Raw genomic sequence first — 14,856 nt, forward strand, 5'->3', positions numbered from 1 at the left:
CGTGTGCTAAGGCTAAACACCAGTGGTGCTAAGCCCTAAACGCAGTGTAGATAGTAGTTTCTTATTGTAGAGTTTTATATTATAAGTTTCGCATTTGTTCGTAAAATTGACCTTATATTATTGCTTAAAACATTTCCAAATATGGAAGAAAATTATTAATTTTGCACAAGATAAACCGTGTTAGACTATTAGGGATGTTGTTAACCCTTTGTCCTCACTAATCATTGTTCTTAAGAAGTGGTAGCATATGCAATATAATGTAACTTGTAATAAATGCAATCGCACGTTTATGATTACGGCCGATGGCAATGATAAAATACATTGCAATTGTCCTTATTGTGGACAGTCATTGCTTGTCAACTTGCCTACATTGGCAAGTCCTGTTACCCCTTCTGTACAACAACCTATCATGGGGCAAGGAGAGCAGAAAGACTCTGGTTCTACACTGAAAGTCTTGCTTACTATCTTGATAGTTCTCATCTTAGGAGGCTTGGCAGTCTTTGGCTACATCTATTGGAACAACCAGAAGGAAGCTGCTCAGCAGGAACTTCAAGCGCAACGCAAGGCACACGCTGACTCTATGATGCAGGTTCGTGCGCAGATAGAGGCGCAAGAAGCTGAGGCACAGCGACAGGATGATAAGCGAAAGAGTATCTGCAGATTCTTAGAGTCATTCTATAAGAAAGCTGTTCTTACGGAGGATGCGGATGCAGACTTCTACAGTCGTTACCTCACAGATTACTGTCATCGAATGGTTTTTGGCACTCAAGGCTCTTATGACTATGATGTTGATGAGGCGACTGTATGGTGGGGTGCCTTTGGAAACACGGCTTCAGAGCCAGACTTTAATCAACTTCAGCGCAACCTCAAGGTTGATGCTATTGATGATAATTGGTATAAAGTGAGACTGTCGCAAGATGGTGAAACGGAATATCGTCAGGTGAAAGTGCTATCGCAAGATGGGCATATTCTCATTGACGACGTAAGATAATAACAGACGAAAGGAGGTTTAAATGCAATTTCAGATAGCCTGTAAACATTGTCATCGTCCCTTTGTAATAGAGTCGGAGGGTGGTAATACGCTAAGATGTAATTGCCCCTATTGTGGTGAGAGTATGACGGTTGCAACCCCGCAGATGGGTGCTCCAAGTGGTAGTGCTGCTGAGACAACTGCCACTGTGAACCATGTACAAGTGGAAAGGGATAACACGCAAGGACAAGTCAGACCTGCGATGGATAAAAAGACATCGAAGGGCGGACTGGGAAAGAAAGTAACCATCATCTTTGTTGGCTTCTTGTTGTTCGTTATTCTCATGTCATCACTCTTATATATTATTTTCTCAGCAATGTCAAATTAAACAATAACACACTCAATTTTATGAAACAGACAAAGATAGTATGTTCTATTAGCGACCGTCGCTGTGATGTTGACTTCCTCAGAAAGCTTTTCTTCTCAGGTATGAATGTCGTACGTATGAATACGGCACATGCAACTCCTGAAGGTATTAAGGAGATTATTCGCAATACACGTGCTGTGTCTCAGCACTTGGCTTTACTGATTGATACGAAGGGACCAGAGGTGAGAACTACAGCTGTGGCTGAGCCTATCCAGTATAAGGTGGGTGATATGGTTAAGATATTCGGTCGTCCTGATGTTGATTCAACAAAGGATATTATCAATGTTTCTTACCCTGACTTCGCTCGTGATGTGAAGGTTGGCGACCACGTTCTCTTTGATGACGGTGCATTGGATATGCTGATCGTTGAGAGTGCAGGTCCAATGTTAGTCGCACAGGTGCAGAATGAAGGTGATCTTGGCTCACACAAGAGTGTGAATGTACCTGGTGAACATATTGAACTTCCTGCCTTAACAGAGAAGGATAAGGCTAATATTTTGTTGGCAATAGAGGAGGATATCGACTTTATCGCTCACTCTTTTGTTCGTTCAGCAGCTGATGTTCTTGAGGTTCAGAAGATTCTTGACGAGCATAACTCTGATATTAAGATTATCTCAAAGATTGAGAATCAAGAGGGTGTAGACAATATCGACGAGATTATCGATGCTTCATACGGTATCATGATTGCACGTGGTGACTTGGGTATCGAGGTGCCTATCGAGCAGATTCCTGGTATTCAGCGTAGCATTATCAATAAGTGTATCTTGAAGAAGAAGCCTGTTATCGTGGCTACTCAGATGTTACACACGATGATTAACAATCCTCGTCCTACGCGTGCTGAGGTTACTGACATTGCGAATGCTATCTATAGCCACACTGATGCGTTGATGTTGAGTGGTGAGACAGCAAGTGGTAAGTATCCTGTTGAGGCTGTACAGACAATGGCTCGTATTGCTGAAGCAGCGGAGCAGGATGCACATAAGCGTGGACATGTAACTGTTCCGATGGTCAACCAGAATGATCAGCGTGAGTTCTTGTCAAGAAGTGCTATCGAGGCTACTGAACAGTTGGGTGTAAAGGGTATTATCACCGATAGCGAGACAGGTCAGACTGCTCGTAATCTTGCTGCTTTCCGTGGTCCACACCCAGTGTTGGCTATCTGCTACAAGGATAAGGTACAGCGTTGGCTGAACCTTAGCTACGGTGTTATTGCAGTTTATCAGCATCGTTATAAGTCAAATGAGGAGATGTTTACAGCTGCCTTGCGCATGCTTCGTCAGAAGGGTTACATTGAGTTAGAGGATAAGATTGCTTATCTTTCTGGTACGTTTGGCGTAGGTGGTGGCACTACCTTCCTTGAGATTAACAAGGTGGGTGATGTCTTTGCACGCAAGTATCGCTTCCATCTCCCTGAAGAAGTGAACACGGATGAGGACGGGGAATAACCCTGTTTTCTCACAGCGTGAATGTCACATGAAGTAAAATTGAAGGCGTGGGGGCTATTTAAGCCAAACTAATTAGTAGATTACAATACGCATTATTACTACTATGTGTGGTATGGTCTCCCAACTTCTATCATGTTCTTATTGGCACTTTATCTCGCTTTTTAGCTTGATATAGTCTGCTACATCTTTGTTATTGAGACAAATAAGGTTCCTCCGAGATATGGAGTGATAAGCTAAAGCTATCATATAATACGGCATGCAGAGCAATTCTAAGTTTACAGTCAGAAACTTAGAGTTGCTCTGTTTTTTATCTCTTAAACTGAAATCGGTCTATTGTGGTCTAATAAACGAGTGGGATTAAAGTGCTAAACGTAAAGACAAAACCTATTCATTCAAACTCCGGATGAATCCTATTTTGTTCGATTTTTTCACATACTGATTTTTTAAAGATCACCAAATGGCTTGCAAATAACGCCTAATTGGCTTGCAAAAGGTGCCCTTTTAAAGTCTTACTAACGCTCTTTTGGAGTCCAATTAAGCACCTTTTGAAAGCCTACTTCGCAACTACTTGATAACAAAATAGTTACAGTAGCGTTAAATTGACTCACTTTTAAGCTATTTCCTTACCTTTTCTTTAAAGATTTTGTCAATATATTTCTTTGTTTTTGAGGGGTAAATTTCACACAGAGGAACGGAGTTGAAGGAGGTTTTTTCTACCTTGATATAGACTGATATGCCTGTTGTACGGGCAAATATCATGTGCAACAATAAAATAAGAGAGGGGTAGAAGCTAATGAATAATATGAATGAATATGGCTGTGTAGGTTTCTTCCTACCGAATTGGCATGAATGACGATAAAAAAGAAAGGTGTCCAGAATCCTCTGAACACCTTAATTATTTGTCTTTTGTTTGTCTTATTCAATCAGACAAAGCTATGATTAGCCCTGTTGAACAGGAATCTTCTTAACACGACGCTCGTGTCTGCCACCCTCGAAGCTTGCTTTGAAGAACGCATCGAGAATCTTTTCTGCTGTCTTATTATCGATAAATCTGCCAGGAAGTACAGCAACATTTGCATCATTATGTTGACGAGTCAACTCTGCAACGTCCTTGTTCCATACCAAACCTGCGCGTACACCTTGGTGCTTGTTAAGTGCAATTGCCATACCCTCACCGCTACCACAGATAGCGATACCAGGATAAACTTCACCACTCTCAATGGCTTCAGCCAATGGGTGAGCATAGTCAGGATAGTCGCAACTTAAATCGCTATTACAGCCAAAGTCCTTATATGCATACTTGTGCTCTTCCAAATACTGGATAACGAACTGCTTTAATGGATAGCCCGCGTGGTCGCAGGCAACTCCTACTGTCTTAATTTCCATAAGCTGTTTAGGTTTTTATGAGCCTCCGCCTTCGGTGATGAACTTAGAGACTCAGGTTAAACGTTTATGCTAAAAATGCTTTTACTTGCTTATATACATTCTCTGGAGTGAAGCCTAACTTCTCATCCAAGACTGTGTAAGGTGCTGAGAAACCGAAGCTGTTAAGACCGAATACCTTTCCATTGGCACCAACTAAGCCCTCGATAGTCACTGGCAAACCTGCTGTTAGACCGAAAATCTTAGCTTCTCTTGGCAGAATCTGCTCCTGATACTCCTTACTCTGACGGCGGAAGAGACCCTCTGATGGTGCGCTTACAACACGTACCTTCACTCCGTCCTTACGCAACAACTCAGCTCCAGCAACGCAGGTAGAAACCTCAGAACCACTTGCAACGAGGATAACATCAAACTGCTCGTCAGAGCCTGTTACGATGTATGCACCCTTACGAGTCTGCTGATAGTCTGTTCCCTCTGGTAGACTCTTCACATTCTGACGTGAGAAGATGAGTGCTGTTGGCGTATCCATGTTCTCCATAGCCATCTGCCAGCAAACGGTTGCAGCATCACTATCGGCAGGACGAAGCACACGAACAGAGTCTTGTCCAGCGTGGTTTTGCAACTTCTCCATCAATCGAATCTGTGCTTCTTGCTCTACTGGCTCGTGTGTAGGACCATCCTCACCAACGCGGAAAGCGTCATGACTCCATACAAACTTAACTGGAGTCTGCATGAGAGCAGCCATACGAATAGCCGGTTTCATATAGTCTGAGAACACGAAGAAGGTTCCCATAGCAGTGATGACACCACCATGAAGCATCATACCGATACACATACATGCCATTGCCAACTCGCTAACACCAGCCTGGAAGAAGGCTCCGCTGAAGTCATCACGTGTGAGTGCGTGTGTCTTGTTAAGGAATCCATCTGTCTTATCAGAGTTGCTGAGGTCGGCTGATGATACAATCATGTTAGGAACTTGCTCTGCGATAACACCGAGACAAGCTGCAGAACCATTACGTGTAGGAATGTCGCGCTTCTGTACAAGGCCACTCCAGTCAATCTTTGGAGCCTTGCCAGAGAACCACTCACGCATCTGTGCTGCCTTCTCAGGATTCTCTTTTCCCCATTGTGCTTCAGCTGCATGACGCTCAGCAACAATCTTTCTGAGTTCTGCTGCACGGTCATCATAAAGCTTCTGAACCTCTGGGAAAATCTTGAATGGGTCTTCTAAGTCACCACCAAGATTCTTTACTGTATTTCTATAGGCATCACCACCCAATGGTGCGCCATGTGTTTTAATGCTGTTTTCGTAGCTACTACCGTCAGCCTGCAATGCTCCTTTCGCCATAATAGTCCTACCGATGATAAGCGTAGGGCGGCTTTCTTCCTTGTTAGCAGCTACAAGTGCTTCACGGATAGCGTCTGGATTATTGCCATCAATCTCCAACACATTCCAACCCCAAGCACGATATTTCATGCCAGTATCTTCGTCCATAACCACTTCACACTCAGTAGAAAGCTGAATGTTATTAGCGTCATAGAACATAATAAGATTGTTGAGTCCTAAGTTTCCTGCCAATCGTCCTACCTCTGCACTAATACCTTCTTGGACACCACCGTCAGAGATAAAGGCATAAATCTTGTGTTGCATCATGGTATGACCAAGTCGTGCTTCAAGGAATTTCTCAGCAACTGCTGCACCGGCAGCGTAGGCATGGCCTTGTCCAAGTGGACCAGAAGAGTTCTCTATGCCATGTGCGATATCCCTCTCTGGATGACCTGGTGTGATTGAACCCCACTGACGGAATTGCTTTATATCGTCAATTGTGAACTTTCTCTGGAGTGTTAACGCTGCATAGAGCATTGGTGACATGTGACCTGGGTCGAGATAGAATCGGTCACGTCCTGCCCACTCAGGCTGATCTGGGTCAAAGACGAGAAATTCAGAGAAGAGAACGTTGATAAAGTCGGCACCGCCCATAGCGCCACCAGGGTGTCCTGATTTAGCTTTTTCAACCATTGACACTGCGAGAATTCTGATGTTATCCGCTGCTTGGTCCATCAAATGCTTGTCATTCATAAATAGATAGGATTTTTGAAATTATAATGCAAATATAAAGATAAATATGGAGACATCAAAATAATAAACTTACTATTTTCCCCAAAATATTCAAAAATGCCTAAAGCTTAGTATTTGCTTTGCTCCGATTGGTTGATGAGTGGTTGTTTTATGACTGTTTTATCGTAATTCATCATCCTTTTGCAGTAGCTTGTTTCAGCGTTGGATGATGTCGTTATCGTCACCTTTTATAGTTGTGCTAAGGCTTCGCACATAGTGTGCGGAGGCTTCGCACAACTGGTGCGGGGCGTTAATACGAATCATCTTGTGGGTAATCAGGTATACGGTCAGGCGTAAGAGAGACTGCAATGGATGGATAAGAACACGATAAAAGGGTATATCGAATGTTAAAAGGTCACTGACAAACATTCTGATATACCCTTTTTATGTGTTATCTTAGCTAAACGCTTCTATCGTTAGCCTTCCTATGAAGGATTATAGAGAGGCATCTGAATAGGCTTGTTTGTTGATGCGATACAATGCTGCACCACGCTTACTGGTTATCTTATCAATATACTTTGTCTTCTCAATGAAGTCGATTTGCTTGATACGCTTACGGAAGTTGCGTTTGTCAATCTCAACACCCATAATCGCTTCGTGAACATTCTGAAGCTGTGTGAGCGTGAAGAGTTCTGGGAGAAGATTGAAGCCGAGTGGGTCTTTATTGATGAGTTTGCGGAGTTGGCTCAATGCTATGTGTACCATTTCGATGTGGTCACCATATAGCTCTGGTAAATTGTTTATGTCAACCCACTGTAGGTCGTTCTCTTCCAATAGCTTATGGTCGTAGTCAGACACATTGATGAGTGCACAATAAGCGATTGAGATAACGCGATCACCAGGGTCACGGTCGGTTTCACCGAAGGCTCCTACCTGTCGCATATAGATGTCATTGATGCCCGTGCATTGGAAAAGAACTCTGTTGGCAGCCTCTTTCAAGCTCTCGTTTTCTCTAACGAATCCGCCGTAGAGAGATAGTTTTCCGCTGTACGGTTCAACCTTACGCTTACCAACGAGTAACTGTAGCTTCTTGTTTTCGAACCCGAGTACGATGCAGTCGACCGAAACTAATAGTTTGGGTTCACCTTTGTAGTATTTATTCATGTTGTAGGTTTTGATATGAGATGTAAACTTGTAAATATCTCTTGGTTAGGTAGTAATATCTTTTTTGTTGTGTATTGGGATTTAAAGGTCTTCCTGTGTTGGATTACTTCTTGTGTTTATGACGCTTATTTTTAGCTAAGGGCTGAACTTCTTATGTTGAATCCAGCCCTTATACTAATTAAATATCGATGAAAATGACACCTCGTTAGATGCCATTATGCTCTTAACAGACCTTGTGAGAACCTTCACTGATAACCACTGGATAGACTTCTGGGGCATGACCATACTTGGCTATGAACTTCTCTGTTGCATCAGCAATGAACTTGTCATATAACTCATCCTTAACGAGGTTGATGGTACAACCACCGAAGCCACCACCCATGATGCGGGAACCAGTTACGCCATTCTCCTTAGCAACATCGTTGAGGAAGTCGAGTTCTTCGCAGCTTACCTCATATTCCTTGCTAAGTCCGTGATGTGTTTCATACATCTTTTGACCTACTGTCTCATAGTCACCAGCAACAAGTGCGTCACAAACAGCGAGTACGCGCTCCTTCTCACCGAGAACGAAATGTGCACGCTGGTAATCCTCAGCACTTACCTTGTCCTTAACAGCCTCTAACTCGTCCCAGTTAGCATCACGCAATGTCTCATACTTCTTCTCTGGGAACTGCTTAGCAATAGCTGCAACAACGTTCTCACAGCTTCTGCGACGATCGTTATATGGGCTACCAACAAGTTCGTGCTTAACCTTTGAGTTGACAAGAACGAGCTTATAACCCTGTGGATTGAATGGGAAATACTCGAATTCACGGCTGCGGCAGTCAAGGCGCATCAGCTTACCTTCCTGACCGAAGACGCTTGCAAACTGGTCCATGATACCACAGTTCACACCGATATACTTGTGTTCTGTAGCCTGACCAGCGAGTGCGATGTCCCACTTTGATATCTTATTATCAGCAAACAAGTCGTTCAATGCGCATCCGAAACAGCTCTCCATAGCAGCAGATGAACTCATACCTGCACCGAGAGGAACGTCACCAGCAAAGGCAATGTTGAAACCCTTTACGTCAACACCAAGTGCCTTGAACTCCTGTACCATACCATAAATGAAGCGTGCCCATGTAGCGCGTGGACCCTCTGGGTCGTCAACTTTGAACTCTACACGGTCCTTGAGGTCGATAGAGTAGCACATAACAGTGTTTGTACCATTAGGACGAACCTCTGCCATAATGCCCTTGTCTACTGCACCTGGGAATACGAAACCACCATTATAATCAGTGTGTTCGCCAATAAGGTTAATACGTCCTGGTGAGAAATAAATGTTTCCAGTCTGGCCGTCGAAATGCTTAATAAAACGGCTTCTTACGAATTCTATGTCCATGTTAGTAATGTTTTGAATGATAGTTAGGGTTTTATGTATATATCTTTTTATAATGGCAAGCGTAATGCCTGCCATTATAAAGATGTATGTTTTAAGCCTTCTTTGAAGGATGTGAGCCTACTAATGCGTAGAAGAGCATGTAAGCCAACATACCAACGATGAGCCAGTAGCTCTGAATGTCGCCTACCTTTGTTGCCATAAGGTTCTGAATCAATGGCATTACACCACCACCAACAACCATGGTCATGAAGAGACCAGAAGCTGTTGCTGTGTATTTACCAAGGCCTTCGGTAGCGAGGTTGAAGATAACACCCCACATAACTGATGTACAGATACCACAAAGGATGATGAACAATACCTTTGTTGGGACCTCTACCTGGTCGAATGTGCTCTCTGCAAGGTTAGGAATTGAAAGGCTCATCTTTACATCCTCTGGCATGAAGATAGCCACGAGCAAGAGGAGGAGGGCTACTGCTGAGGTTACGGTCAACTGCATACGAGATGATACCTTACCGCTGATGAAGGCACTAACGAAGCGACCTACGAGCATCAACATCCAATAAACACCTGCAATCAAACCTGCTGTTGCTGCACTACCAAGTACACCGCCGTTTGCAACTGGCTCACTGAGGTAGAACAAGAGCTGACCAGGAATACCAACCTCAACACCTACGTAGAAGAAGATAGCAATGATACCGAGCAACAACTGACGATAACGCAAAGCCTCCTTGACACCACCAACGACGTCTGTCTTCTCTGTCTCTGGCTCTGTCAACTGTGTAAACCAAACGATAACGAATGAAGCTGCAAAGATGCCAAAAACTGCATTCTTTTCCTTGGAGAAGGTCCCAGAAAAAGAATATGCTGTGTTATTTGTTCAAAAATCTCAAATAATGAGTCATATGAGCACACCTGCCCTTTCCATACTATCTATGGACTTGTAAAATTATCCTTAAGTTTTATTAGGCAGCCTTCTTCACCCTCCGAGCCATCTCCCTTGCGGCAAGAATGGCAGCATTTGCTGTATGGATTCCGAAGAAGAGTAGTAGCCTCTCGCTAAACATATTGCGTGCCTTGATGCGTCCAAGGCTATAGTGTTGCTTTTGATTTCCAAAGCTACCCTCCATTACCGTAGCTCTGAGGTTTCCAATAATCTTTCTCGCTGTCTTGAGACATTCAGCTTCTTCTTTGGGTCTTGGACCTTTTCTAGTGAAACAGGTCGTTATGCCTTTTTCTGTACACATAGTGCGGTTGGCATTGTTGGCGTATATGGAATCGGCACCTACACGCTTGACTTTGATTCCCGTCAAAGATTCTTGATATTCTATACATAGCTTAAGACGGACACCCTCGTTGAATGCCTCAAAGCTGTGGTGCTCTATGAATGATATGCCGTCTATCTGTATGTTGTTGACCTTTGCCCCAAACTCTACACGCTTGTTTTCCTTGCCTCTGACAATAGGACGGAGGTAGGGGCGGTCGATGCTGACGATACGGTGCTTGACTTCCTTGCCGGAGAATAGTTCTGACTGTTGGAGGCATACCTCACGCACAGCGGACAGCCGCTTTTCTTGTTCTGCCGACAGACAGATGCAAGGACTGTACTGTTTACGCAGACGATTCCATTGGGACAGGAGTTTGGACAGAAGCCTCAGGAGTCTTCTCCTGAGCTTGCGCGTGGACGAGGCTGTGTGCTTGCGCTGCTTAGCGTATGCAAGCCTGGCCTTGTCAATATTATTATACTTGCTTCTCGGAATACGCTCTGAGAGGTGTTTACACTCGGAGACCAGCAGAGTGTGAAGCCAATAACAACACTCCCAGAGCAGCTTGATATCCGTAGGAAAACGCAGGTAGCTCTCGTAACAGGTTGCATCCGTCAAGCACAGGTCTTTGTCTTTAAGGTTGTCTTTCCATTTGGCATACAATATGCCCTGAAAGCTGTCTATGTCAAGAAACTGACCAAGACGATTGCGTATGGCACTTACAATCTTTCCATCCTTGATGGGACAGGAGGGGTCTATCAGAACACCACAGAACATCTGCATGTGGATGCTTCCGTTAAGCATTTCTATCAGACCATCGTCAGACAGACCTGTGTATGACTTAAGGAACATTAGGGCTATTTCTCCTTCACCCGAGAAAAGAGGCTTTTTGCCTCGCTTGCTCTTATGGCTAAGGTTCGTATACTCTGCTGCCAACTCCTTTAGTGGGAGCTGGGAATGAATGCGTCCAAGTTCGCTTTGTGCAAAGCTTTCACGATAGCTCTGTAAAAAATCGAACTCTGTAAAGGGCAAAGTTGGTGTTATATCAGAAATTTTTTGTATCTTCACGACGATTTATTTTAAGTTTTCCCCCGATTCTGCCCGTGATGGGTCGTTCGGGGGATTTTATGTAAAGGTACAAATAATATATTATGCTGACAAACAATTATAACTAACGCAATCAACAACAATGGAGTTACTGCCTTGAGTGATGTTTCCTTTGTAATCTCACCTATCATAGAACCTGCGAGCATTGGAGTCAGCGTCGCTGCGAGTGAGTTCAACGAACCACCCGTCTGGATCAGCTGGTTACCACGGTTACCACCACCGCCAAGAAGGTTCAACATTGGGTTTACAACGGTGTTCAAGATACAAACGCAGAAACCGCAAACGAAGGCACCAACAAGGTAAACTACGTATGTGCCGATTTCGTTTCCGTCCATTCTACTTGAACCATATTGGATGGCAATACCGATGAAACCAAGTGCTAAGGCAACAAGAGCAGTCTTCTTATATCCGTATTTTGTAATCATCATACCTGCTGGAATACCCATGAAGAGGTAAGCCAAGAAGTTCATCATGTTACCCATCATACCAGCCCACTCATAGTGCTGCTTCCAAATTGTACCAAATGGTGCCGCCATGTTGGTTACGAAAGAGATCATCGCAAATAAGAACATCATGGTGATAATAGCCACCAAGGTTCCTTTCTTGTTAGTTTGATTTTCCATTTTGATATTTCAATTTTTATTTATTATTTCCTTTTTAGATGCTTATTTCTCTACACCGAACTTATAGATCGTTCTCTGTGTGTACTCCTTACATGGCTCTAAGATGACTGAAGGGAAATAAGGATGGTTTGGACTGTCTGGGAAGTGCTGTGCTTCAAAGCAGATAGCACTGCGACGTGGGAAGGTTGCACCATGCTGTCCTTTATAGCCGTCAGCCCAGTTATGGGTATATACTTGAACACCTGGCTCTGTTGTATACACTTCCATTGTTCTGCCACTCTTTGGTTCTTTGATGCGTGCAGCAAATGATAGCTCGCCTTCTTCCTTCTTATTCAGTACGAAACAGTGGTCGTAACCTGCGCCATTCTTAATCTGTTCGTTGTTAGCATCGATGTCCTGACCTACTGGCTTTGGTTCACGGAAGTCGAATGGAGTACCAGCTACCTTCAAAATCTCACCTGTTGGGATGGATGTTTCGTCAATAGGAAGATAGAAGTCTGCGTTTATCTGGCATTCTAAGTCGTCAATTGTTGGTGTAGGATTAGCAATACCTGCCAAAGAGAAGAATCCATGACTGGTAAGATTGATAATCGTCTTCTTGTTTGTCTTTGCAGAATACTTGATAATGAGTTCGTCGTTATCAGAGAATGAATAGGCTACCCAGACTTCAACTTCGCCTGTATAGCCTTCCTCTCCATAAGAAGAAATGTACTTCAAAACAACGGCGTGGTCGTTAACTTGTACTGCATCCCATACCTTTGCATTAAAGCCTTCCTTACCTCCATGCAGAGAGTTAGGACCATTATTAATAGCAAGTTTATACTCCTTTCCGTTCAACTGGAAACGACCTTTAGCAATACGGTTGCCATAACGGCCAATAAGTGTTGAAAGATAAGGCTCTGGTGAGGCGATAACCTCTTGTATATTGTCATGTCCTTGAATGACATTTGCTAATTTACCTTCTTTGTCAGGAACCATAATAGCAACAATCGCACCACCGTAATTAGTGACTGCAACCTCATTGCCCTTGGCATTTCTGAGTACATAAAGATCGGTTTTCTTACCGCTTATTGTCGTCTGGAAGTCTTCTTTTTTCAGTCCACACGCGTAGTGTGTCTCTTCGGTATTTACCATGATGTTCTGTTTTTAGTTACTGTTTCAAGACCTGCAAAGTAAATAAAAATAAACGATAACTGCAAACTTAACTTTGAAAATAATAGGGTATGGTGTGTTAAAAACAATTAACATAATGGCTGTTTGTATGTTTAAGTGAGTTCTAAATGTTTTTTGTTTGCATTTCTTTTCAGCTGTTAGATAGTGAAAAAGTCCTTGATAAATGTGTGAGATGAATAATGAAATATATTTACAAAACATCTTTGTTTTGTAGTTTTAAATGGTTAAAAATGGCGTTTTGGGTTACTCTTGTAACTATCAAGTAATCAGATAGTTGGGAAATAGCGGTGTAAAAGGTGCTTAATTGGACTTCAAAAGGGCGTTAGTTAGACCTCAAAAGGGCACCTTTTGCAAGCCAATTAAGCCTTAATTCAAGTGCAATTAAGCACCAATAAAATTTCGGGTTGTGATTTTTCTTTACAATATGGGTGTGGGGGTGGTTTCTTTCTTGGTTCTTCCGAGATATGGAATAATCAACTAAAACTCTTATGTAATAAGTCACACAGAGTTACGGAGGGGACGGAGGTAAGGGTAATGTTACGGAGGTGCGAATGGCACAACGAGGGACAGAGGTGTAGTGTACAGCCTCCTGATGCCCTTTGGGGTAAACGCTTTACATATAAATTGCTAATAAAATTGGCAAACTATCTCCGTAGCTTCACACACCAGCGGTGTCTCCGTGACTTCCATTGCTTTGTATTTAATAATCCTCCGTCCCCTCCGTGACTCTGTGTGAGACTTTGTCAGAGTCATAAATTTAGGCTGCCTCCTTATCTCTCTAAACTTCTGAAGCGTAATCATAAAGGTAAATACCATGTGCATTGTGAGGCAACAAGGTTTATGTCTTACTTCTTTCTTGCCACATACCTATCATATAATGGTTTGAAAATAGGGGGAACGGGGCGCGTTTTATATCGCTCTCTAAGATAATCCTTAGCAGTGTCACTGTTGCTATAATCTCCTTTCTGAGTGAGCAGTTCTTTAAGTATTTGGTAGCTCCAAGGGGCAGGGTAGGCACAAAGAAGTGGGAGGATACCCCCTGCATAATAGTCTTCTTGTTTGATAGTAGCTTGACAAGCAGCCTTAGCATACCACTCGAAGGCAGGGTCGTTCCAGTTACTGATGGCTTCACATGCCTCATAGGAGCATACACCTGCTTTCTTTAGATTGGCTTTCAACAACTTGTTGATACGCTGGCGGTCATTGGGATTCTTGTATTGAGCGAGGAGAGGGAGGATAGCATCATTCCCTTTGTCGGCTTCTTCGATGACTGTGGCATAATAAATCTTATGGGGTTTGAAGTCCATGAGTAATTCATTCTCAAAGCCCTTGTTCTTCATATAACCGAAGAAGATGAGGCTATCAAGGGAGAAACGCAGCTGGTTGGATAGTTTAAGTTTGTTGCCATCGTGACTATAGACAATGATAGCAGCGCGGTTGTAAGGTTCTTCATATCCGATACAGCCAGACTCCAACTCTACGTGTGTCGTATCTTTTAATGCCTGCTTTAATATGTCAAATACTTGTTTGTCAGCTTTCTTCAATAGAATTTTGTATGCCCATAGCCTTGTTATGCGTGAAGTATCGGTATTGGCAATCTCCGCTAATTGTTCTGCAGTTGTGTGACGGCTGAGCTGATCGGCATAATCTAATTGCTCTGACCGCCTCCCTGCCATACCGATACCCCTTGAAAGTGCCATATACTGACAGTGGTGGAAGGAATCGAGTGCCACCATAGCACTATCAGATAACCTGTCTGAAAACTTTGTGCAAGAGCCATAGCCACTGCCTAAAGCTATCAGTGTGAGGGCTGATATGACAAGATAAATACGTTGTTTAAGCACTAAGTAGTTCAT

Annotated in this window: 10 protein-coding genes and 2 pseudogenes; 3 read left to right on the plus strand and 9 right to left on the minus strand. The window is 43.2% G+C overall.

Annotation, left to right across the window (positions count from 1 at the left end):
• The first annotated feature begins 247 nt into the window (after window positions 1-247).
• The 3 genes from J4861_RS02130 to pyk are packed head-to-tail and all read left to right on the plus strand — an operon-like array spanning window position 248 to window position 2,842.
• A complete protein-coding gene (locus J4861_RS02130; RefSeq protein ID WP_211816521.1) occupies window positions 248-991 on the plus strand; it encodes a hypothetical protein in 744 nt (247 codons plus the stop codon).
• A 22-nt stretch (window positions 992-1,013) separates the two neighbouring features.
• A complete protein-coding gene (locus tag J4861_RS13335) occupies window positions 1,014-1,358 on the plus strand; it encodes a hypothetical protein (RefSeq protein WP_044046026.1) in 345 nt (114 codons plus the stop codon).
• A 20-nt stretch (window positions 1,359-1,378) separates the two neighbouring features.
• Window positions 1,379-2,842: a pyruvate kinase gene (gene pyk / locus J4861_RS02140; RefSeq protein ID WP_211816522.1), complete on the plus strand. Its 1,464-nt coding sequence runs from the start codon at window positions 1,379-1,381 to the stop codon at window positions 2,840-2,842.
• Between the two features lie 939 nt (window positions 2,843-3,781).
• Here pyk and rpiB read toward each other — a convergent pair.
• From rpiB to J4861_RS02185, 9 genes and pseudogenes are all read right to left on the minus strand, one after another.
• Window positions 3,782-4,228, minus strand: coding sequence for a ribose 5-phosphate isomerase B (rpiB, locus tag J4861_RS02145; RefSeq protein WP_004360642.1), 447 nt, complete (start codon window positions 4,226-4,228; stop codon window positions 3,782-3,784).
• A 64-nt stretch (window positions 4,229-4,292) separates the two neighbouring features.
• On the minus strand, window positions 4,293-6,308 hold the full coding sequence (locus tag J4861_RS02150; protein WP_211816523.1) for a transketolase family protein: 2,016 nt from the start codon (window positions 6,306-6,308) through the stop codon (window positions 4,293-4,295).
• A 474-nt stretch (window positions 6,309-6,782) separates the two neighbouring features.
• Complete coding sequence (locus J4861_RS02155; protein ID WP_211816524.1) at window positions 6,783-7,451, minus strand: NUDIX hydrolase; 669 nt, start codon at window positions 7,449-7,451, stop codon at window positions 6,783-6,785.
• 223 nt (window positions 7,452-7,674) lie between these two features.
• The gene (gene galK / locus J4861_RS02160) at window positions 7,675-8,835 is read right to left on the minus strand and encodes a galactokinase (protein WP_211816525.1); all 1,161 of its coding nucleotides are present in this window, start codon (window positions 8,833-8,835) and stop codon (window positions 7,675-7,677) included.
• Between the two features lie 91 nt (window positions 8,836-8,926).
• Window positions 8,927-9,649 (minus strand): annotated as a pseudogene (locus J4861_RS02165) (MFS transporter); the annotation flags it as partial.
• Between the two features lie 148 nt (window positions 9,650-9,797).
• Window positions 9,798-11,165, minus strand: a complete 1,368-nt coding sequence (locus J4861_RS02170) for a transposase (RefSeq protein ID WP_211815910.1) — start codon at window positions 11,163-11,165, stop codon at window positions 9,798-9,800.
• A 44-nt stretch (window positions 11,166-11,209) separates the two neighbouring features.
• Window positions 11,210-11,827 (minus strand): annotated as a pseudogene (locus tag J4861_RS02175) (MFS transporter); the annotation flags it as partial.
• 42 nt (window positions 11,828-11,869) lie between these two features.
• On the minus strand, window positions 11,870-12,961 hold the full coding sequence (locus tag J4861_RS02180; RefSeq protein ID WP_211816526.1) for an aldose epimerase family protein: 1,092 nt from the start codon (window positions 12,959-12,961) through the stop codon (window positions 11,870-11,872).
• Between the two features lie 884 nt (window positions 12,962-13,845).
• Window positions 13,846-14,856, minus strand: a complete 1,011-nt coding sequence (locus tag J4861_RS02185) for a hypothetical protein (RefSeq protein WP_211816527.1) — start codon at window positions 14,854-14,856, stop codon at window positions 13,846-13,848.

The sequence above is a fragment of the Prevotella melaninogenica genome (assembly GCF_018127925.1).
GTDB classification, from domain to species: domain Bacteria; phylum Bacteroidota; class Bacteroidia; order Bacteroidales; family Bacteroidaceae; genus Prevotella; species Prevotella melaninogenica_C.